The 22,917-nt window shown below is 42.6% G+C and carries 17 protein-coding genes; 7 read left to right on the top strand and 10 right to left on the bottom strand.

What is annotated here, in order from left to right; translation table 11 throughout:
• Positions 1–89: 89 nt before the first annotated feature.
• The 4 genes from acs to TPSD3_RS05890 form a co-directional block, all read right to left on the bottom strand.
• The gene (acs, locus tag TPSD3_RS05905) at positions 90–2,021 is read right to left on the bottom strand and encodes an acetate--CoA ligase (protein ID WP_086487657.1); all 1,932 of its coding nucleotides are present in this window, start codon (positions 2,019–2,021) and stop codon (positions 90–92) included.
• A 349-nt stretch (positions 2,022–2,370) separates the two neighbouring features.
• Positions 2,371–4,512: a site-2 protease family protein gene (locus tag TPSD3_RS05900; protein WP_086487656.1), complete on the bottom strand. Its 2,142-nt coding sequence runs from the start codon at positions 4,510–4,512 to the stop codon at positions 2,371–2,373.
• Complete coding sequence (locus tag TPSD3_RS05895) at positions 4,513–6,090, bottom strand: ABC transporter substrate-binding protein (protein ID WP_086487655.1); 1,578 nt, start codon at positions 6,088–6,090, stop codon at positions 4,513–4,515.
• Positions 6,091–6,156: 66 nt separating this feature from the next.
• Positions 6,157–6,999 (bottom strand): sulfurtransferase, encoded by an 843-nt coding sequence (locus TPSD3_RS05890; RefSeq protein ID WP_086487654.1) that lies wholly within the window; start codon positions 6,997–6,999, stop codon positions 6,157–6,159.
• Positions 7,000–7,117: 118 nt separating this feature from the next.
• Between TPSD3_RS05890 and TPSD3_RS05885 the strand changes: the two genes are divergently transcribed.
• The gene (locus TPSD3_RS05885; RefSeq protein ID WP_086487653.1) at positions 7,118–7,798 is read left to right on the top strand and encodes an ABC transporter ATP-binding protein; all 681 of its coding nucleotides are present in this window, start codon (positions 7,118–7,120) and stop codon (positions 7,796–7,798) included.
• Positions 7,795–10,278 (top strand): ABC transporter permease, encoded by a 2,484-nt coding sequence (locus TPSD3_RS05880; protein WP_086487652.1) that lies wholly within the window; start codon positions 7,795–7,797, stop codon positions 10,276–10,278. The genes TPSD3_RS05885 and TPSD3_RS05880 overlap by 4 nt, the downstream gene beginning before the upstream one ends.
• A gap of 182 nt (positions 10,279–10,460) precedes the next feature.
• On the opposite strand, the gene TPSD3_RS05875 is transcribed toward TPSD3_RS05880, so the two are convergent.
• The 3 genes from TPSD3_RS05875 to kdsB all read right to left on the bottom strand — a co-directional run bounded on the left by TPSD3_RS05875 (position 10,461) and on the right by kdsB (position 14,999).
• The gene (locus TPSD3_RS05875; protein ID WP_217884392.1) at positions 10,461–12,230 is read right to left on the bottom strand and encodes a subtype B tannase; all 1,770 of its coding nucleotides are present in this window, start codon (positions 12,228–12,230) and stop codon (positions 10,461–10,463) included.
• A gap of 398 nt (positions 12,231–12,628) precedes the next feature.
• On the bottom strand, positions 12,629–14,149 hold the full coding sequence (gene lnt / locus TPSD3_RS05870) for an apolipoprotein N-acyltransferase (protein ID WP_086487650.1): 1,521 nt from the start codon (positions 14,147–14,149) through the stop codon (positions 12,629–12,631).
• 40 nt (positions 14,150–14,189) lie between these two features.
• Positions 14,190–14,999, bottom strand: a complete 810-nt coding sequence (kdsB, locus tag TPSD3_RS05865; protein ID WP_086487649.1) for a 3-deoxy-manno-octulosonate cytidylyltransferase — start codon at positions 14,997–14,999, stop codon at positions 14,190–14,192.
• Positions 15,000–15,202: 203 nt separating this feature from the next.
• Between kdsB and TPSD3_RS05860 the strand changes: the two genes are divergently transcribed.
• The 4 genes from TPSD3_RS05860 to prmB all read left to right on the top strand — a co-directional run bounded on the left by TPSD3_RS05860 (position 15,203) and on the right by prmB (position 17,997).
• The gene (locus TPSD3_RS05860) at positions 15,203–15,997 is read left to right on the top strand and encodes a hypothetical protein (RefSeq protein ID WP_086487648.1); all 795 of its coding nucleotides are present in this window, start codon (positions 15,203–15,205) and stop codon (positions 15,995–15,997) included.
• A 75-nt stretch (positions 15,998–16,072) separates the two neighbouring features.
• Entirely contained in the window at positions 16,073–16,648 is a 576-nt protein-coding gene (locus TPSD3_RS05855; protein WP_086487647.1) for a hypothetical protein, read from the top strand.
• Positions 16,606–17,058 (top strand): hypothetical protein, encoded by a 453-nt coding sequence (locus TPSD3_RS05850; protein ID WP_086487646.1) that lies wholly within the window; start codon positions 16,606–16,608, stop codon positions 17,056–17,058. Before TPSD3_RS05855 ends, TPSD3_RS05850 begins: the two co-directional genes overlap by 43 nt.
• Positions 17,059–17,100: 42 nt before the next feature.
• Complete coding sequence (prmB, locus tag TPSD3_RS05845; RefSeq protein WP_176329755.1) at positions 17,101–17,997, top strand: 50S ribosomal protein L3 N(5)-glutamine methyltransferase; 897 nt, start codon at positions 17,101–17,103, stop codon at positions 17,995–17,997.
• Between the two features lie 21 nt (positions 17,998–18,018).
• Here prmB and arsS read toward each other — a convergent pair whose 3' ends face one another.
• Both arsS and thiE read right to left on the bottom strand, forming a co-directional pair.
• Positions 18,019–18,981 (bottom strand): arsenosugar biosynthesis radical SAM (seleno)protein ArsS, encoded by a 963-nt coding sequence (gene arsS / locus TPSD3_RS05840; RefSeq protein WP_086487645.1) that lies wholly within the window; start codon positions 18,979–18,981, stop codon positions 18,019–18,021.
• A gap of 40 nt (positions 18,982–19,021) precedes the next feature.
• On the bottom strand, positions 19,022–19,660 hold the full coding sequence (gene thiE / locus TPSD3_RS05835; protein ID WP_086487644.1) for a thiamine phosphate synthase: 639 nt from the start codon (positions 19,658–19,660) through the stop codon (positions 19,022–19,024).
• 404 nt (positions 19,661–20,064) lie between these two features.
• Here thiE and TPSD3_RS05830 point away from each other — a divergent pair, with 404 nt between their 5' ends.
• The gene (locus TPSD3_RS05830; protein ID WP_086487643.1) at positions 20,065–21,279 is read left to right on the top strand and encodes a porin; all 1,215 of its coding nucleotides are present in this window, start codon (positions 20,065–20,067) and stop codon (positions 21,277–21,279) included.
• Positions 21,280–21,395: 116 nt separating this feature from the next.
• Here TPSD3_RS05830 and TPSD3_RS05825 read toward each other — a convergent pair whose 3' ends face one another.
• Entirely contained in the window at positions 21,396–22,862 is a 1,467-nt protein-coding gene (locus TPSD3_RS05825) for a FimV/HubP family polar landmark protein (RefSeq protein WP_086487642.1), read from the bottom strand.
• Positions 22,863–22,917: the final 55 nt, after the last annotated feature.

The raw sequence follows: 22,917 nt of genomic DNA, 5'->3' as shown, positions 1-22,917 counted from the left end.
ATTAACTTGATAATTTCTGAAAATTTCCCACGTCCAAAAGAAAAGGGACAACCCAAAACAGGTTGTCCCTTTTTGTTACTCCCCTGTGATTATTTCACGGCGCGATTTTCGATCAAATCCTGTACAACAGTTGGATCAGCCAGCGTAGAAGTATCACCTAACGCATCGATCTCGTTGGCAGCGATCTTACGCAGAATCCGACGCATGATCTTACCAGAGCGGGTCTTAGGCAGACCGGGTGCCCATTGAATCACGTCAGGGCTGGCAATGGGGCCGATTTCTTTACGTACCAATTGCACCAATTCTTTACGTAAGGCTTCGCTGGGTTCAACGCCAACCATCAGTGTGACATAAGCATAAATGCCTTGTCCCTTAATATCATGCGGATAACCGACTACAGCCGCTTCAGCAACAGACTCATGCAGCACTAATGCGCTTTCTACTTCAGCTGTTCCCATCCGATGACCTGACACGTTGATCACGTCATCCACACGACCTGTAATCCAGTAATAACCGTCTTCATCTCGACGTGCGCCGTCACCTGTGAAATAAGTGCCGGGATAGGTTTTCAAATAAGTGTCGATAAAGCGTTGGTGATCGCCATAAATGGTGCGCATTTGGCTTGGCCACGCACGGGTAATTACCAAGTTACCTTCTGTCGCGCCTTCCAACACTTCGCCTTCATTGCTGACCAACGCAGGGACAACGCCGAAGAAAGGACGAGTGGCTGAACCGGGTTTTAACTTAGTCGCACCGGGTAATGGCGTAATCAAAATGCCACCGGTTTCCGTTTGCCACCACGTATCCACGATAGGACAACGGCCTTCACCGACCACATTATAATACCATTCCCACGCTTCAGGATTAATGGGTTCGCCCACACTACCTAACAAACGCAAGCTGCTACGGCTGGTTTTCTTCACCAATTCTTCACCTTGTCCCATCAACGAACGAATCGCGGTGGGTGCGGTGTAGAAAATATTAACTTGATGTTTATCAACCACTTGCCAGAAACGGCCAGCATCAGGATAAGTCGGAACGCCTTCAAACATTAACGTGGTTGCGCCATTCGCCAGCGGTCCGTAAACAATGTAAGAATGCCCCGTCACCCAACCCACATCCGCAGTACACCAATAAACATCACCGTCATGGTAGTCAAAAATGTACTTGTGCGTCATGGCGGTGAATAACAAATAACCCCCGGTGCTGTGTAAAACACCTTTGGGTTTACCGGTAGAACCTGAAGTGTACAGTGTAAACAAGGGGTCTTCGGCATCCATTTCTTCCGCAGGACAATCCGGTGAAGCCGCAGCCAATTGCTCGTGATACCACACATCACGCCCTTCTTTCCATGCCACATTGCCGCCAGTGCGTTTAACGACAATAGAAGTACGAACATTGGGGCAGCTTTCTAAGGCTTTATCCACATTGGCTTTCAAGGGAACACGGCGGCCACCGCGCATACTTTCATCAGAAGTGATCACCACTTGGCAATCGGAATCTTGGATACGATCCCGCAATGCGTCAGGAGAAAAACCACCAAAGACGACAGAATGGATCGCCCCAATCCGAGTACACGCCAACATGGACGCAGCCGCTTCAGGAATCATGGGCAGATAAATACAAACTCGATCTCCGCGTTTAACGCCCAAGTTTTTCAGGGCATTGGCTAAACGAGAAACTTCTTCGTGCAATTGGCGGTAGGTGATGTGTTTGGCTTCATCGGGAGAGTCGCCTTCCCAAATGATAGCGGTTTGATCGCCGCGAGTTTCCAAATGGCGATCTAAACAGTTGTAGGAAACATTGACCTTTGCGCCTTCAAACCAACGAATTCGACCTTCAAAATAGTCGTTGTCTTGAACTTTGTCCCATTTTTTGAACCAAGTCACGAATTTTTCGGCTTGTTCTGCCCAGAAACCCTCTGGATCGTTGACCGAACGGGCGTACATTTCCAGATATTGATCATTGTTGATCAATGCCCGTGCGGCTGCGTCGGGGAGGATATCATAGACTTTGCTCATAGGTTTGCGCTCCTTTGTTCTAACTTACTGTTTTCCTTGAGTAAGCGGGTGGATAAGTGATTGGGGTTTGTATTCAGGAATTGATGTTATTTCAAGCGTGGCCTCAACGGTTGAGACTGCTGTCGCACCTAATTGTCATCATTGTTTTTTTTTATCGTTTAGGTGTGTACATTCTAAGGGCTGTTGTTGATACTGTAAAGTTGTAAAGTGAAAATACTGCCTATTTTTTTGCAAACGTCCTAAAATCGGGTAGCCCATCACGCCACAGCAAGAATAAAAGAAATCCCCCACGCTGTAAAGACTGACCGCGATTGAGCCTCTCATGCGCTGGCTGTTCTCACATTTCTTGTCACCATTGGGACTGATCGATAATTCCCTGTAAATAACGCGCTACGCTCGATTGCAAAGATTGCCATAACGTTTGGCTTGGTGACATCCATGCGATTTGTCCCGTTTCTCCGGCGGTAAAAACAGGTAAATGGGGAGTGGTTTTAAATTCAGCAATGGCCACAAAACGGGGTTGTAAATGTTCGTATAATTCTTGTGGATTATTGCCTTGATTTTCTGTTGGTTCTGCGCGCCGTTTCACAGCCAATTGGCCGCCGCCTAAAGCGGTTAATGCAGGATAATCAATGGTGGAGCTGGCGGTGGGTTTAATTTGCACCAAATGCGCTTGCCATTGTTGATGCGGATCGCTGTCGCGCATAAAATGAATCAAAGCCCCTTCTTGACCGCGGAATGCGTCAATATCTTGCTGCGCAATAGACAGCATAATGTGAAAACGATTGGCCTCTGCAATGCTGAATAATTCAGTGCCGCGAGTTAAATAACGCTGCAAATTGTCCTCTAACCGTCCCATTAACACCTGTCCATCGTGTGGCGCGTGCAACATTAAGGCTTTTATTTGCTGTTCTAATTCGCGCATTTTACGCTGCAATTCCACTAATTTTTCTGCTTCAGCTTGATATTCAGCTAAATGCTGTTGTTGCAATAACTGTTGTTGCTTTAATTCAATAATTTTAATTTGCTGATGTAAATCATCATAATTCGTTTTTAAATCAGGATTTTCCAAGATTAATAATAAATCACCTTGTTTAACCGTCTGTCCTGTTTGTACTAAAATTTCGCGTAACGTGCCTGAGGTATCCACACGGATCACCGTTTCCTGCGCATAATCCACCACCGCAGGCACAATCAAACGCGGCGACCAATGGGTATGCAGGAAAAGAAAAATAACCGCGCCAGCGATGCCAAAAATAAAAAAAAGGCGCGTTAAAATAGCAGTGCGTTGCGGTAATTGCGGCCATTGCAGCGCAAAACGCAACAACGGCAATATCACCATCGCAACTGCGGCCAATACCGCTAAAATAAAGCCCGCACCATGCCATAATAAATGTGCCAATACCACTAAAGTAATGGTCACCAACCATCGCCAAATTAACGCACTGATTCCATAAAAACGAATAAACCATGCTCGCGTTTGATGTTGCAAAGGATCGGGAATATTTCGCCCTTGCACATAACGTTGATTTAAATAAATAACATATTTTTGTCCTAAGGTATATAAATTAGGAATATTCACCATATCCGTGAGAATATAATAACCATCAAAACGCATTAAAGGATTAGCATTAAATAATAACGTAGCAATACTGGCAATAACAATGACATTATAAGCTAAAAAATTAAGCTGTCCTGTTTCAGTATAAACCCATATCCACGCCGCCATTGCCGCTAAAAATAATTCAATATACATCCCCGCAAAAGACACATGAATTCGCTGCCAACGAGACGTTAATTTCCAACTTGAGGTGGCATTGACATAACCCCCAATAGGCGCAAATAAAATCAACATAATGCCTGCTTGATGAATATAACCCCCATAGTTTTTACAGACTAAACCATGAAATAATTCATGTAATGTTTTAATGATTAACCATGCCGCAATTAAATAAGCTGCATTATGAATGGATAATAACTGATCGGCCGCTTGGGTAAAGCGATCAAAATGACTGGCCATTTGCCACAATCCTGTAATGACCACCAACAGCCAAATCACAAAAAATTTCCAACCTAATAACGGACGTAAATAAGGCAGTAAATAAGCCAATAAACGATCTGGACTGCCTAAAGGAATTTTGATAAATAGCCAGTTTAATGCTTGCGCTAAAACTTGGAATTTATCTTTTTTCGCATCAGACAATTGCCATGTGTCGTTTATTTTTATATAAACCAATTGGTTTTGAATTAACCAATGCACTAATAATGGTAATTGTTGTGGGTCTAAATTACCTAGATGTTGAGCGATTAATAACTCCCCATCTTTTTCGCCATCTAAAGCCTGTAATAATTGATATTCGTCTAATCCAATACGAAAGTAAGTGGCATTTACAGGGTCTTCTAATAAATAACAGGCTTGATTGCCATAACTTTGTAAAGAAAATTGTAAATCTTTACGCAGTTTTAATAAAGGCAATTTAACTTGAGACATTTATTGTATCCACCATGACCCATTAAACGGATTTAAATGAGCCATTTTTAATACAGAATCCATATAATAACGGTGATTTAAAAAGTATAATGGTAAAAATATAGCTTCTTGTTCGATTAGAAAATGTTCTGCATATTGATATAATTCATAGCGTTGCGGCGACGCAGATAAAGATAAAGAGCGTTGCATTAAGGCAATAATATTAGTATATTTATCCGTCATTAATGGAGACAATAACGCCGTATTTAACACATCATATAACCAACTGTGCGCATCGGGATAATCGCCGCACCACGTCAGTTGTAATAAATCACTCTCCCAATTGCCTTGAGCAATATGCTGCAAATAATCCGCAGTGGCATAAGGTTTTAATTCTAGCGTTAAATTCAAATGATATTTTAATGAGTGCGCAATGGTTTCTGCAATTTTTATCGATTCTGCTTCATCTGGTAATAATAAAGTTATCACTGGCCATTTATCTTCCAATTGTAACTCGGTATTAACTTTATCTAACCATAATTGAGCCGCTTCTGGGTCAAAAGAAATGCCAAAAGGTTCAGGTATTTTTTCTGTTTCGCCCAATAATAACGGTGGCGTAAAATGAAACGCAGGGCTATGTGGTTTATTCAGTAAATCTAATGCCAATTGTCGATCAATACTGGCACTGATCGCTTTACGAATTAAGGCTTGATCCATCGGGAATTTTTGGATATTAAACAAATAAGAAACCGTACAGAATTGAGGAATATAATGCTGGGTTAAAGAATAAGACATAGATTGATCAGTATTTGTATTGGTCTTGGCTAATATCATTAAGTCAATTTCTGGATTAACCCATTGTAATGTTAAATGAGGAATTTTGGCTTGCATCGGGTTAAAAAAATTATTATTAGGCGTTAAATTAATCACTCCCTCTGCAATATGACTCAATTGATAAGGGCCACTGGTCGGTAATTGTTTAATGTCGTTTAAAGGAGTTGCTTCTGTTTTTAATAAAACAGCAGGCAATGGCATATAAGGCATTAAGCTGGTTAAAGTTAAAAAATAAGGCGTAGGTTGCATTAAAGTAAACATTAATGTTTCTTGATCTAATGCCCGCACACCCAATTGGGTAAAATCTTCTAATTCTCCTTGATGAATCGCTTGAGCATTTTTTAATGGATAAAGCCAATGAACAAAAGGCATTTTATTTTCAGGTTTTAAATGAAAATGCAAAGTATCTACCATATCTTGTGCAGTGATTGGTTCTCCATTATTCCAGCGTAATTGCGGACGCAAATGGAAAATATAATGTAAGCCGTTATTGCTGATTGACCAACGTTGGGCTAATGCAGGTTCTATTTGATAAGTTTCTGGATTTAATTGGGTCAAGCCTGAGAATAAATAAGCCGTTAATTGTAAATCACTTTCTATCGTGGCTTGACTGGGATTAAATGTGGTTAATGGCGCAGTCAATGGCAAACGGATTTGTTGCAGTTCTGTGTCTGCTAATTCAGCCATCGAAGCCTGATTAAATAAATATAAAATCAGTCCTAATAAAATACATAAAATAAAATAGATAATATTGTTTTTTTTCATGAGAATAAACCTTTTTAATTGAGACCTAATTCCCCTCCTAAAGGAGAGGAATTAAGGGCAAATGTTCTACTCCGTTGCCACCGCGTGCGTGGGTATTGTAATCCATTCACTCCACGAGCCGACATACAAACGCGCCCCACCCAAGCCCGCAATCTCCATCGCCAACAGATTATGACAAGCCGTAACCCCTGAACCACACATGCAAATCACTTGCGAAGCATCATGCCCATCCAAAATTTCAGTAAAACGCTGGCGCAACAAATCAGGCGATAAAAATTTTTGTTGTGCATCCAAATTGCCACCACAAGGCACACTCTGCGCACCAGGAATATGACCTGCAATCGGATCAAGCGTTTCTTGCTGACCGCGAAAACGCTCCGCCGACCGAGCATCAAGCAGACAATATTGCTTGAAATCTAAGGCTTCAATCGCCGCCATATCAACCCATTGATGCGCATCAGGTTGTGCAGCAAACACCCGCCCTTCGCGCGCAACAACTTCATCTGTCAACGCGTAACCCGCCGCCTGCCACGCGGGCAATCCCCCATCCAATAACGCCACCGCAGGATGTCCAAGCCAGCGCAACAACCACCACAGCCGCGCCGCAAAAAATCCCCCGTCAGCATCGTAAGCAATCACTTGTGTGTGGCGATCAATCCCCAATTGACCTAACTTGTGAGCCAGCGTTTGCGCGTCAGGCAACGGATGCCGACCTGTTGTCGCCGTTTTGGGGGCAGATAAATCTTGATTTAAATCCAAATAATGCGCAAAGGGAATATGCGCCGTGCGATATAAACGCTCCCCTTCTTTTGCATCGGTCAAACTAAAACGACAATCGATAATCACCCAATTGGGATCGGATAAATGATCGGCTAAAATTTCGCTGGAAATAATGGTATTATAAATCATAATGATAAGCGTTGAATATTAATAAGAATAAAGTATCTAAACCCAGAAAATACATCACGAGTTTAACAACAATATTGCGAAATGTCGATAGTTTTCATTAACAGAAAGGAATCACACCGTGACAAAAGAAACCATTGTCAGTGCAGTGGCACTGGGTAAACAAGTCCACGCCCCAGAAGGAATTTTAACATTACTGAATGCCGTTAATTTATCTATTGATGCGCATGAAGCCGTGGCGATTTTGGGCGCGTCAGGTTCGGGTAAATCCACTTTATTGGGTTTATTAGCAGGATTAGATCAACCGACGCAAGGTTATGTGTCTTTGTTTGGACAAAATATCACCGAATTAAACGAAGATCAACGAGCGCAATTACGTGCAGGCCGCGTAGGTTTTGTTTTTCAATCTTTTCATTTATTACCTGCATTAACGGCTTTAGAAAATGTCATGTTACCGATGGAATTAGCGGGCATTGATGGCGTGAAAAATAAAGCCATTTCAATTTTAGAGCAAGTGGGTTTAATCTCGCGTTTAAAACACCTTCCCTCACAATTATCAGGAGGAGAACAACAGCGGGTGGCTTTGGCGCGGGCTTTTGCGGCACAACCCAGCGTGTTATTTGCCGATGAGCCAACGGGCAATTTAGATCAACAAACGGGACAGAAAATTATTGATTTATTATTTTCTTTAAAACAAGAACAAGGCACGACTTTAATTTTAGTGACGCATGATGCTAAATTAGCCCAGCATTGTGATCGTCGTTGTTATTTAAATCAAGGTCAATTGCAGGAGGCCGAATGAACGCATGGCAAATGGCGTGGCAACACTTTTATCGGGATTGGCGCAATACTGAATTGCGCGTGCTGGTCTTGGCCTTAATGATTGCGGTTTCTGCGGTGACTGCGGTGGGCTTTTTTACCGATAAAATTTATCAGTTAATTGAACAACAAGGTGCGGAATTATTAGCGGCTGATTTTGTCGTTATTTCTGCCCAAGATTTTCCTGATGAATGGTCAGAACAAGCCCAAATAGAAGGATTAATGACAGCTAAAACATTGTCTTTTCCTAGTGTGATTTTACATGAAGATGACACGGTTTTAACGGCGATTAAAGCGGTGAGTGAACATTATCCTTTACGCGGACAATTACGTTATGCGATTTCATTGGATGCGGCTGATGCCATTACGGATCAATTACCGCAAAAAGGAGAAATTTGGTTAGAATCTCGTTTATTGCATCAATTTGGGATTGAAATAGGAGATCAATTAAGTATTGGTACGCAATCATTTAAGGTGTCTGGTATTTTAACTTATGAACCTGATCGCGGTGGTTTTTTTAGTCAATTTGCACCACGAGTATTAATGAATTTATCGGATGTGGTTAAAACAGGATTAATTGGCGAAGGCAGTCGGGTGCAATATCGTTTATTAATTGCAGGGCAAGAACAAGCCTTAGAAAAATATCGCCAATGGCTAACACCACAATTAAATTCTGCCCAACGAATTGAAGATTTAAACGATGCGCAACCTGAATTGCGCAGTGCAATTGAGCGGGCAGATCGTTTTTTAAGTTTAGCGGCTTTGGTGGCGGTGATTTTAGCGGGCGCGGCGATTGCGGTGGCTGCGCAGCAATTTGCCCGTAAACAGGTCGATGCCAGTGCCATTATGCGTTGTTTGGGGGCAACACAAGGGTTTCTTTTGCGGTTATATTTATACCGTTTATTACTTTTAGGGATATTGGGTGGCTTATTAGGTTGTTTATTGGGTTTATTGGCACAAATGGGATTGGTGCATTTATTAACGCAATTCTTAAATCGTCCAGAATTACCTTCACCTTCTGTTTATCCGCTTATTTTAGGATTAATGACGGGATTTATTACTTTATTTGGTTTTGCATTGCCGCCGTTATTAAAAATCCATTCGGTATCTCCATTACGGGTTTTACGACAAGATATAACAGTGACACCGCCGCAAGTTTGGCAAGTTTTAGGCTTGGCTATTTTAGCCATGAGTGTGCTGATGTTATGGCAGGCGGGAGAATGGAGATTAGCCCTTACTTTTATTATAGGCACTTTGGCTACATTAGCATTATTATTACTGGTAGCGAGTTTATTGGTTTTCAGTTTGAAACATCTGCGAGAAAGCACGCACATTAGCTGGAGATTTGGTTTGGCTAATTTATCTCGGCGAGCGCGTTCTAGCAGTGTGCAATTAACGGCTTTTGGTTTGGGAATGATGGCGTTATTATTATTAGCCATTGTGCGGATTGATTTATTAAACGCATGGCAAGGGCGATTGTCTGAAGAAGCACCTAATTATTTTGCGGTTAATATTCAGCCTGAATCTTTATCTGATTTTGATCAATTTTTAACGCAATCTGAAATTAAACATACGGGATTATTTCCAATGGTCGTTGGGCGATTTGTGGCGATTAATGGGCGCGAATTAGATGTGAATGATTATGATAATCCTCGCGCCAAACGCATGTTATTGCGCACTTTTAATTTATCCAGCCACGCCACTTTACCCGCGGATAATCAAGTGGTTGCAGGAGAATTTTGGTCAGCAGGTGCGACACAAGAATTATCAGTAGAACAAGGGTTTGCACGATTATTTGATTTAAAATTAGGCGACACGTTGTCTTTTCTCGTTGGGGGACAATCGGTGACGGCGACCATTACCAGTTTACGCACGGTAGAATGGGAGTCTTTTAATGTGAATTTTTTTGTTTTAGGCACGCCTGATTTAACCGAGAATTTACCGCGGACTTATGTCACCAGTTTTCATTTGCCCAATGAGCGAGAATGGTCAGTTCATTTGGTGCGGCAATTCCCTTCTATTACTTTGTTTGATTTAAAAGCATTAATGCAGCAAGTGCGCGGAGTCATTGATAAAGCCAGTTTAGCGATACAATATGTGTTTTTATTTACGTTAATAGCGGGAATTATTGTGTTATATGCGGCGATTGCGGCCACGCATGAAGAGCGGTTGTATGAAAGTGCGTTACTGCGCACATTAGGCGCGACGCGAGGGCAGATTTTAGCGGCTTTATTGGCTGAATTTATGACCTTAGGGGGGTTGGCGGGATTGTTAGCGGCGAGTGCCTCGGGATTGATTAGTTATGTGTTGGCTATTTATGTGTTTGAATTAAGTTATCATTTTAATCCTACATTATGGCTTATTGGCATATTCGGCGGGATGTTTGGAATTGGTTTAGCGGGATTATTAGGCACTTATGGCGTGTTGAAACATCCACCATTACGTTATTTACGCTTGAGTTAGTTTCATTTTTTTTATCCAAAAATAGAGACGCGAAAATGCGTCTCTATACTAATGAAATCTAAAAAAGATGTTAAACTCACCGATTTAAGAAGCATAAAATGGAGAAAGGCATGTTATACTCAAGCAGTTTAAATGAAAAAGCCCGCGTAGCGACATTCGGAAGCTACGCGGGCGGGGTCGGATCAGGGATTTGCTGCCACCTTGGACTTGATCCACGCAAAGGCTTCCTGAACATCATAATTTCCACTGTGAGAAACAAGATAGGGCATTGCGTAACTCACGTCCCTGACGGATGCGTCATTTTTAATGGCGTAGTATAAAAGGCTTTGCATCGCAAAGGAGGTGTCACGGTCAATCATGCCATGACGCACATACCAATAAGGTGCTGTATCAGCCACGGTATTGAGGTAAGACAGCGGATTGATGAGCTTGAGCTGGGTTGCCAAATTATTGTTAGAATTCAACAAGTATTGCGTCCAACTCACCCCCGTATCATCAATGCCGGAGCCATCGCCCGTGATGCTGTTGTTGGCCCAAGTCCATTCGTTAAAGTTGGAGTATTGCACGCTGGCAGAGCCAAACAAGTTCGTTTCGCCCGAAATGGCAGTGTTCCCGGTGACACCCACCGCGTCAAAGGCAACGACCGATTTCAAGGACTGGATCGTTGCCACAAACGCAAGGAACTTGGCGTAATCGATATTAGTCACCGTAGCACTGGTGCCGCTGCCACTGAGTGTCAGCCAGTCGTTAACGATGTTTTTCGTGCTGGGTGCAACGCCCGGACGACCACCGACTCTTAATGAAAAATTCCCGCCTAGCGTCGGAACTGCGGTGCCCTTGGCGATCTGACGCTCAATTTCAGCCTTGAGCAAGGCTTGCGTGGCACCTTTTAAGCTGCTGTCGTTTAATGCCATGCCATTCTCCAGTGTCAGGGCCAGATTATTGAGATAGGCCGGAAAAATGGTTTTCAAAGCAAATGAGGCGTTTACTTGCGGGCCGGCAGAGTAAGCCACGTTGTTCAAGGAGGGCGTGTTGCTGTCCGTGCGCGTCGCGTTATATTCCCACTCGTAACCCGCATCGGCATTACCCAGATTGTTGATCGGGCAGTAAGCAACGGCGGCAAAGACATCATCTTTGAGGGTGCTGGTGGCTGTGGCACCGGAGCCTGCTATACCGGCGGCACCAATTTCGGCTAGGAACGGTAAAAAGTCCACACTATTGCCGCTAGCCGAGACGACAGCCGTCAAGCCACCACCCCCGCTGGTGCCAGTGACAATAATGCGCTCTGCTGAACCCGGCATCGCGCTGTCGTTGAGGCGTAAATAGCGAATTGCTGCTTTGGCATCGACCACTGGCGCAGGGGCTTTTCCCGTCCAAGTGCCGTCTTCGGCGCGCGCCCCCCGGCTACGGGTGCCGACGTTGATCATGACGTAACCCGCCTTCAACGCGGCACCCACGTTGTCGCTGTCGCCTGTACTGGTAAATGCCTTGCCTTCTGTGACCGAAGTTGTCACCGGGCTGGCCATCCAGCCGCTGTTGCCCACAAGGAAATACAGTGGTGCCTTCTGATCGCTGACCAAGGCATCTGATACCGAGACGATCATAGTTTGCATGGAGTAGGGGTCGGTGAGTGTCTGGGCACCACCAGACATGCCTAAGGTCGTTGCGGATTTGACCGGTTTGGCGACATAAACAATTTTGTACTGACGTAGTTTGGTGGCTATGCCATCGATCGTCACGTTGATGGTCGTGTAGTTGGCGGCATCAAATTTCAGGGCGGCGTTTTCCGCGTCAACTGTCGTGTCAACGACCGGAGTGGAGGCAGTCTCCTCGCTTGAGTCGTTACAACCAGCAATGAGTCCTGCGGTAAGCAGCGCAGTAATGGTGCAGCGTTTGAAGTGACATTGCATAGGGTTTTCTCGATCTTTACTGTGGATTATGGTTGATTGCATGTGTGCTGTGACGGCACATGGCTCTTTAAGCCCGCATCGTTCACCGCTGATTGATACGCTCAAATCTCAGCGCATCTTACGTCTGCCTATCCACTTGTACAAGTCTTTTTTGCTAGGCTCAGTAATTCTCAATTTAAACCCTACCAAGTAACTCAAGAATTACACCTAGAGAGTGCTTCAAGCATAAAACCCGTTAAATTCCGCAATATCCACATTTCTACCGCCCCCCTGCCCCCTCCTGCTAGGAGGGGGAGAAAGAGGAAATTTTTTAAGTGCTTGTTTTTGTTTTTATTCTAACTCCCCCTCCTAGCAGGAGGGGGGTTGGGGGGCGGTAGAAATGTAAAAACTCTGAACGCTTTTAATACCTGAATATTTTTATTTAACGACTTATATTCCTGTTAAATTAAATCACGGCGTGTCTGCCCATAAATCGCCATTCCCAACAATAACATCGCCATCGTCAACAGCAACAAGGGTAACTCCCCTAAACGCACATAAGGCGTAACGCCTTGTAAAGGTTGCACTTCTCCCGTTAAAGCATACACTTCAAATTGCGGAGAACGCGCAATAACCTGTCCTGAAGGCGCAATAATCGCCGAAATTCCCGTATTCGTTGCCCGCAACAAATAACGCCCCATTTCTAAAGCGCGCATTTGAGCAATTTCTAAATGTTGATGCGGTGCAATTGAATTTCCAAACCACGCATCATTACTGACATTAACCAAAACACTTGCCTCTGGCAATGCCGTACGAATTCGCTCGCCAAAAGCCGCCTCATAACAAATAGAAACACCTATCATTTGCCCTGCGGCGGTTAAATTTTCTTGATAAAAGTCTCCCGCTGAAAAAGAAGACATGGGCAGTTTTAAAAAATCTAACCATTTATCAAACCAATTCATTAATGGAATATATTCCCCAAATGGCACTAAATGATTTTTATGATAAAAATTAGGTGCATCACTTAAACTTAAAACACTATTATAATAAAGTCCTTGTTCATCCACATAAGGCATTCCTAATAAAAAATCAGTTTGATATAAAGCCCGTTCTTGCATTAATATATCTAAAATTTTTTGAGTAAATTGAAAATGATAAAAAGTGGTAATTGCTGTTTCTGGCCAAATCACCACATCTGCACTGCGATGTTGTTGAGTTAATTTTAAATAACGTTCAATGGTTTCTAATTGATAGGCTTGATTCCATTTAAATTCCTGTGGAATATTACCTTGAATTAAAGCCACCGAAAAAGGCGAATCAGAAGATTTATACCAGATTTGTTGCGTTAAAATCCAACCGCCGCCCCACACGCCTGTAAATAATAAAATAGCCAACAACGTTTCTTCCATTTTCCACTGATTGGCTCTGACCATATACGCCAATAAACCTGCGGTAAAAGCCACGGCTATACTGACCCCATAAATACCAAAAATCGGCGCAAATCCACGCAAGGGCGTTTCAATTTGACTATAACCTAAACTTAACCAAGGAAAACCTGTCAATAACCAGCTTCTTATCCATTCAAATAAGACCCAAAGACTGGGTAATAATAATAAATATTTACCGTAATGAATATCGGGAAAAAACCGCGCAACAAACCATCCCAAAATAGCAGGATATAAAGCCAAAAAAGCCACAAAAGCGACCGTTAATAATATCGCAGAAATCATGGGCATATCTGAAAAATCAGAAAAACTCACATAAACCCAAGAAACCCCCACCCCAAAAAATCCCACCCCAAATAACCACCCCCGCCAAAAACAACGCGCAGGCGTAACATTTTGCCAAATAACGAATAACATAGCAGGCGCAATAATCGCTAAGAAAAACCACGAAAACGGCGCAAAAGCAAATGGTAATATTGCTCCTGCGATGAGGGCTAAAAAATCACCTAAAATAGAATATGTTGTTCTCGTATTCACAGCGTTATTTCAACCTAAAAAATAGAATAGGGATAGGGTGTTAAAACGACTTATTTCTTGCTAAGAAACAACGGACTTGCAGTAAATCTTCTTCGGTATCAACACCTATACTGCTTTGTGCTTGTGCCAATTCCACATAAATGCGGCCATCGTGAAATAAAACCCGTAATTGTTCTAAAGATTCTTGCTGTTCTAAGGTGCAAATTGGTAATTGAGTATAAAGCTGTAAATAATCAAATCGATAAGCATAAATACCTAAATGGCGCACATGTCCTGTATTAATTTTTTCTTCTTTACACATCGCCTTATCCCAAGAAAAATCAGACCGCACCCAAGCAATCGGCGCACGGCTAAAATAAAGTGCAAAACCTTCTGCATTTAATACGATTTTAACAATATGCGGATTAAAAAGCATAGCCCATTGCTCAATGGGTTCGCCTAATGTGGCCATATTGGCTTCCGTTTTTTTCGCTAATGCAACAGCCACTTGTTGAATTAATTGTGGTGCAATTAAAGGCTCATCACCTTGCACATTAACAATTAAAGTGTCTGGCATTGCACCCGCTAAATAAGCCGCTTCAGCCACGCGATCTGTGCCTGAAATGTGTTGGTGATGAGTTAAATAAACTTCAGCCCCAAATGCTTTGGCGACTTTCTCAATTCGATCATCATCTGTGGCAATAATGACCCGCGCCGCACCACTGGCAATAGCTTGTTGATAAACATGCCAAATCATGGGTTTACCATGAATATCTAATAAAGGCTTACCGGGCAAACGAGTTGAGCCATAACGCGCTGGAATAATAACCCAAAAATCAGGAAGTAAGGTATTGATAATTGGCTGATCCATCGCTAATTTTTCCTTAATAAAGCGTTTTAGTGTGAAGTAAAAACATTGCAAAGTGATGAAGGGTGACTTGAAAAAAATGATGACGGATTATAAAGTATTTTTTCCTAAAATTAAATTTTAATCCCCACTTGTTGTACACTAAAAGCTGTGTTAGACTTTTGGTTATACACTTCTAAGTTTCTCGCATGGGATTATTTTAAGTCGTGCAACACATTAAACCATTAGCAGCCTTATTGATGGCTTATTTTATACTGATTATTTGGCGTGATATTTATGCGTTTTCTTGCGTTATTTTAATTATTCCCATGATTGTCATGAGTATAATGATGATTGGTTTATTTCAATTTGCTGCAAAGAAAAGATGGTGTTTAGCCACTTGTTATTTTCAACCTTCCTCATTATTGTATCAAATCTTTACGGGAAAAATTTTTGTTTTTATTCGTGCTATTTTAACGGCTTTATTTTTGACTGTCGTTTTATTAGTACAAATGGTGTTGTGGGAATGGAAAATTTTGGTTATTCTATTGATGAATCTATTTCTACTATATGGGCTTTATCACTTTATTTTAAGCAGTTTAAAACTTTCTATTCACCCCCAAATGCGTTTTGTCATTGCGAAGAATTGGACAGTGTCTATCAATTTATTAATGATGATTTTTGTATTGGCGGGAGTTCAATATTATTCTTTTATTCCTGATTATTTAGACCCTTCTTTAGCAAAAACCTTGAATAATGCCACAGTGCATTTAGTTTCTGAATGTGATATGGTGCGTTATCTGTTGCAAATGGGAGCGGAAAAAGATGCGTTTTCATGGTGGTTAATGGTGACAGGTAATGAATGGATTTCTGATCAGGTGATTAGTGGGATAGTTTGGACACTTTTTTTATTAAGTGGTGGCGTTGCTGTGTGGGGATATAATCGTTATTTAATTGAAGTGGCTGATTTGTTTTTGGTAAAGGAGGAAAACAGTGAAATCACAAGCCATCACAACCACTAAACATTCCGTTTTCTGGTGGTCTTTTTTATTGCTCTGGTTATTGTAGCCACTTTTTATGGCGTAATTAAATACCAGATGACACCGCGAGTCTCGGTAGCAAACAATACGGTTATTTTATCGGATAAATTGGCTGCTATTGTCGAAAGCAATTTTCCCCATTTCTCCAAAAAAATTGATCACGCGCTGACTGAAGAAGCAGCGACAGAATTAGATGAGAGTGTTGATCGAGAAATTGATGCGGTTTTTGAAGCCGTTTATGTTCAAATTCCTAAATTTGCTGATTTTCATTATTCCCTAACGGGAGAATATACCCAATTGTTATCTATGGTGACTCATGATACCGATAAGAAAGCCTTAGAAATTTTATTTAATGAAGCGAATTTTGATGAACGCTTAAATCAAGCATTTGCTAACGTGGGTGATGATGCCAATGTGATTGTAACAAAGGCGTTAGAAAAAATTGATCATCAGGCTAAAGCAGATTTTGGTTTTACTCAAGATGAAATGGGTTTAATTAATCAAACCTTGCGCATCACGCAAGCAGATGTGTTGAAACGTTTTGATTTTTCAGTAAATTCTGTGCGTTTTGCGGGCGTAGGCGTGGGCGCGTGGTGGCGATTGGCGCGGTGGGTGCGCAAGCCGCTCGCTTAATTGGTCAACGAACCAGCGGCAAAATTGTCACCAAATTGGTCGCTCGCACCGCCGCCAAAGCCACAGGAATCGGCAGTGGGGCTGCCACAGGTGCGGCAGCAGGAGCAGCCGCGGGTTCAGTCGTTCCCGTCGCAGGCACCGCGATAGGCGCAGCGGTCGGCGGAATCATCGGCGCAGTGGCAGGTTGGTTAATTACCGATCAAGTGGTTTTGAAATTAGATGAGTTATTAAACCGCAGTGAATTTGAAATCGAAATTCGTACCGCAATTGATGAGCAGAAAGTTTTATTAAAACAAACCGTAAAAGCTCAATACCGTTCGCAATTTCAAAACATCGCTGAACAACATAAAAATACTTTTAAAACTGGAATCACCACCAGAGAATTAATGAGCAGTGGCAAAACGGTTTAATTAAAACGCTTACGCCATTTTTCTTAAAAATAAGGACAGTCTATGGACAGCAGTGCAATTGATGAATTACATACCATTGCCGACTTTGTGCGTTGGGCAGCGAGTCGTTTTAACGAGGCACATTTGTATTTTGGTCACGGAACAGACAATGCGGTGGATGAAGCCGTTGCTTTGGTTTTGCAAACTTTACATTTAGGTCAAGAATTACCGCCTCTATTATGGCAAGGACGTTTGACTTATCGAGAAAAAACGCAATTGTTAAATCAGTTGCAATTACGCTTAGAAAAACGCATTCCTGTCCCTTATTTAACGCAACAAGCTTGGTTTGCACAATTGCCTTTTTACGTGGATCAGCGGGTGTTAATTCCCCGTTCTCCCATTGCAGAATTAATTGAAGCGCGTTATGCACCTTGGCTGGAAATAGAACAGGTTAATCGCGTGTTAGATTTGTGTTGTGGTAGTGGTTGCATTGGCATTGCGACGGCGATTAAATCTTTTCCCGAAGCGGAAGTTGATTTAGTCGATATTTCTCCCGACGCATTAGCGGTGGCGCAAAAAAATATTGATGAGTATCAATTAAACGATAAAGTGCATATTGTACAATCGGATTTATTCACCGAATTAGCGGGCATTCATTACGATTTAATTGTGACTAATCCGCCTTATGTGGATGCGCAGGCTTTAGAAGAAATGCCTGAGGAATATCATCATGAGCCGGTATTGGGTTTGGCTGCGGGGGAGGATGGTTTGTCCTTTGCGCACCAAATTTTAGCCCAAGCCAAACGCCATCTCACGCCGCATGGCATTCTGGTGGTAGAGGTCGGAGCCAGTGCGCCGGCTTTGATTGCGGCTTATCCTGATTTGCCTTTTTTATGGTTAGAATTTGCTCGCGGGGGAGAGGGAGTTTTTTTACTCACTTATGATCAATTACCTGATTGATTAAATTGGATTTAAAAGCAATTATAATGCGCCACCACAACTGCTGCCTTGTCCTGCGGTGCAGGCGTAACAATGTTCGGCGACACGAATGGTTTGATTGTGGTTTATTTTTTCTGTCCATTCGCTCAAATGTAATGGTTTATTATCGCTAGAAAGTATGGGCAATTGTAGCATTTGATTAAAATCACAATCATAAATATAACCCCGCCAATCTACGCTTAATAAACGACGACACATGACTTTATCCAAATTATCCGAACAATAATTATTGCGTAATAATTCGAGATAATTATTAAATTGTCGCGTCGAAATTAACCAACTGCCAAAACGTTGAATGGGCATATTGCATAAGGTGAATAATTGATTAAAAATAATCCCATATTTTTCTTGTAAAAAAAGACGATAATCACTTTCCAATTGAGTTTGGGATGGCGGAAGAGTGGCATCGGCGGGATTAAACACCAAATTTAAAATAAGTCCCGTATCGGCTTGACCATATCCCAGCGCGTTTAAACGGCGTAAACCCGCAATACTGCGGGAAAAAACTCCGTTACCTCGTTGTTTGTCCACATTTTCTTCTAAATAACAAGGCAGTGAAGCCACAATTTCAACGCGATGTTCGGCTAAAAAATCGGCTAAAGACAATTGATCAGGTTCGCTTAATACCGTCAAATTACAACGATCAATAATTCGCAAGGATAACGCTCGTCCAAATTTAACCAATTGACGAAAATGGGCATTTAATTCAGGCGCGCCCCCCGTTAAATCTAAGCAACGAATGTGAGTATTTTGACGCAAGAAATTCATGATCACTTGTGCTGTGTCTGCGTCCATTTTTTCGGGGCGTTTTGGCCCTGCATTCACGTGGCAATGCTGACATTGTTGATTGCATAAATAACCCATATTAACTTGTAATGTTTCTACATGTTCACGCTGAATAATGGGGAAATCACTGGGTTGTAATAATGGTAAGGTAGAAAGCATGAATTTGAAATTCCTGTGTGATTTTTTATTGGAATTAATTTTATTCTTTGGCCTTGAGTGTGAATAATTTCGCATAACGTTGTGCGGCTAAGAAAATATCGCGCTGCCCAAAAACACCATAAACCACCGCCACTGCATCTACTCCAGTTTCTAATACGCTGGGGGCATTTTCTGGCGTAATGCCACCAATCGCCACAATTGGACAAGAAAATAACGCTCTGGCTTGACGTAATAAAGTGAGAGGCGCAGTCACCGCTCTGGGTTTAATTCGAGAGGGGAAAACGCTGCCAAAAGCGATATAATTCGCGCCATCGCTAATGGCACGCTCGGCTAAAGATAATTGATTATAACAAGACGCGCCAATAATAACTTTATCGCCTAACATTTCTCTGGCAGTTAAAATACGGCTATCTTCTTGTCCTAAATGCACCCCATCTGCGCCTATTTGTTTGGCTAATGAAACATCATCATTGATAATTAAAGGAACTCCGTAATGACGGCATAATTTAAGTAAAGATTGGGCTTGTTCTAATTTACGTAATTTATTGGTGTTTTTATCTCGATATTGCACCACCCGCGCTCCACCAATAATGGCTTGTTCTACATTATAAGCAAAACAGTGGTCGGGAATTAAAGTCCCATCCGTAACCGCATAAAGTCCTTGAATAGATAATGACATATAATACATCTCGCATTGGGTTGAAATTTTTCATGGTGACAACCATTGACAATATAACAGAATCGCTTTGTCCTCTCGTTTAATTTTTTCAAGGGCTTGTTCGTTTTCTCTCTCGCTTTTGCAACACTGTCTCATTCCTGTCTAAAACTGTTACATAAACGTGACATGTTTCGCTATGCTTTATTGAAAATAAAGATAAATGATAAAATAATTCGTTTTATCTTAATGAAAAATAAAGTCTTTTTCCAAACTTATAAAAATAGAATTGGAATTGCTCAGGCCGAACCGTTTTGTCGGTTGTTGCTGGGGTAAATTCATTTCTATCATACAGTTGCCATCACAACCTAAAGCAAATTTTTATTTTTCTTAGGCTAAAAAATACCACCAAAGTTTGGAGAATGCTTATGACCTCTGTTTTCTGGAAAAAAACTCACTTATCGGTCGCTGTGGGCAGCGTTTGTTTGGCGTTGAGTTCGGTCAGTCAGGCGGTTGTCCTGGTGGGCGGGGACAATGGTTGGGAAGTCAGTTTTGATGGAAATGTCAATAGCTTCTTAGTGTTAGAGCGTCCCGATGCCAAACCAGACAATGTTGTCGGCGGCACCATCAGCGGTGATCAAGATTCGGCACGGGTGCGGACGGGATTATTACCCGCCGTTTTCGCGTTCAACGTCCGTTCACCGATTGTTAATGGATTACGTGGCAGTGCGCGCATTGGTTTCTACCCCCAAGTACAAAATGCAAAAACAAAAAATCAGTTCGGTTCTCAAGTCGATTTTCGGGAAGCCTTTTTTAAGGTGGAAGGGGAATTTGGTGATGTATTGATGGGGCGTGCGTTAAGCCTATTTCAAGGTAAAAACTTGTTGACGGACATGACCTTATTTGGTTTGGGCGTGCAAGGTGGCGTGGATGGCGGCGGCACGACATTGGGACGCATCGGTTATGGTTATGTGTATCCGCAATTTAATGCAGGTATTCGCTACACCACACCTGATTACAGTGGTTTTAAATTGAGCGCGGGGATTTTTGATCCCAGTAAGATTGCGGGCGATGTGTCTGCGACAGAGACTGATATGCCGCGTTTTGAAGCGGAATTGTCTTATGGCGCACCCCTCGGTAATGGGCGTATTTTGGGCTGGGTGAGCGCAATGACGCAAAGTGCTGATTTCGCTACGGGTGGTGATTCTGTGCGCTCTTCAGGGATTGCTGGGGGGATTTCTTACGATTTAGACATGGGACTGGGTTTTGTGTTGTCTGGTTACGTGGGCAAAGGCTTAGGTTCTACGTTGATGTTAGATTCGGATTCGTTGGACAGCGTGGGCGAGGAGCGGGATAACCACGGCTTTTTGGCACAAGCCACTTATACCATGGGTAAGACAAAGTTGGGCTTGAGTTACGGAGAAAGTGATACAAAAGAAACCCGCGCCGATCAATTGGTGCGTTTAAGCACAGGCGCACGTCAAATTGAAAAACAAAGCTCGGTGACTCTGGGTCTTTATCACGATGTAAATGCGTGGTTGAAGATTGCGGCTGAATATAACTATTCTAAAAATGAGTGGTATGGCAGCGGCGGTGCCCAAGATTCTAATGCCCTCGGATTGGGTGCGTTTTTCTTGTGGTAATCGAAGGCATCTTGCTTTTTTGGAATTGGTTATGACGTAGAGAGACCATAGGGTGTCTTTCGTGGGGGCAAAGCCTGTCGGTTTGCTCCCATCGTTTTGTGCGGCAAATCCAGCCATTACAAATGCCGTGGGGCTGTTTTTGGATCGCGGCCTTTGCTTTCTGTTTGGGAATCGGGATCGACCAAAGGCGTTTGTACTTTATCAATCACTTTATATTGCCGCGTGTCCCAAAAATCTTCTCGTTGATAACGGTTCATATAGGCTTCGACTAATTGACCATTAGCCGATAGTTCTTTGTCTAATAAACCAAATATTTTATCGATAATTTCAAAAATTCGCGCCTGTTCTTCGGGTAAATAGCGTTGTAATGGAAAATAATCTTCTTCTTGTTGGGGAGCGGGATTTTCTGTATTTTCATCAGTGTGGCGCGGACTTCTCTCTTCTAACCAGTGCATTTTTCTTGCAATATCCAGTAATTGTTCGGCTTGTGCTTGCTGTTGTTGTGTGCCGCGAGTCATGACTTCGTGTAACAAAATGCGCACCGCTTGCGTTTCGCCTTCGTTCGCCAAGCAACTGCGAATGTGTGCCAATTGTTGCTCAATAAAGTCATAAGGGGGGATGGGGGGCTGTGAAAAACCACGCGCCGATTCAGACTTTTTTGTGGGTAATTCTCCCCATACGGCACTCGACATTTTAGGCGGTGCATTATTTTCGGGAGAAAATGATTTTACGGTATCAATAGGATAATGAGGGGCGGGAGGAGAAGGATTTTTTGCCCGTCTCAATAACAGCAGAATTAGCATAAACAATAACACCACAATAATCAGTAATAATCCTAAAATAGTCACTATAATCCATAAAGGTAATTGCGGCATACTGTTTTTTAATTCGCTCACCCACGCAGATTGTTCTAACCATGTTAAGTATGACATTTCTGGCTTAGGAAGTTCTACAAAAACAGGTGACGGGGGAGGAGTCGGAGGAATCGGCGGCGGGGGCTGCACTTCGGTTGTCACTGTCGTTTGTTCTACGCGATGAGGCGGCGGGAGGGAAAGAATCGGACTCAATGGCGGCCGTTGTTCTTGGCGTTGGGAAATGGTTTCAGGAACAGCAGCAGGCGGAGTCGCTACGGGACGAGTTTCTGTAACCACAGTTTCTACGCGTTCAACGGCAGCGACAGATGTTGAGCGGGGACATTGTATTTCTTCGCCACTTTTGCGAGCGGCACGCCATTGTTCGGTTTGTTCTGAGAATTGCCGCCGGGCTTCTGCGGCGGTTAATTTTTGTATTTCTTGAATCGTGGGGATACGCAACAATTCTCCCGTCTTCAATGGAGAATTTGAATTGCATTCAACACTAAACGCATGAGGATTAACCGCTAAAATCGCTTGCATGGTTTGGTAACGAGACACGGTATCATTGGGACGTAGTTTTAACGCAATATCCCATAATAACTCACCACTTTTGATAGGCCCGTAAATTTCGATAGAATCGGTGGCGAGGGGTTGTGCCAGTAAATAAGGCAGTTGTAACAAGCCCACTATCAATACCAAGTACATGGATAATTTTCTGCTGCACATCATTATTTGCCTGATTCATTTAGAATTTTGTTTAAGCGGGTTGATTCGGTTTAATAAG

It is taken from the genome of Thioflexithrix psekupsensis, from assembly GCF_002149925.1.
Classification (GTDB): domain Bacteria; phylum Pseudomonadota; class Gammaproteobacteria; order Beggiatoales; family Beggiatoaceae; genus Thioflexithrix; species Thioflexithrix psekupsensis.
Note: the sequence above shows the minus strand (reverse complement) of the source record. Positions and strands in the feature narration are given on the sequence as shown.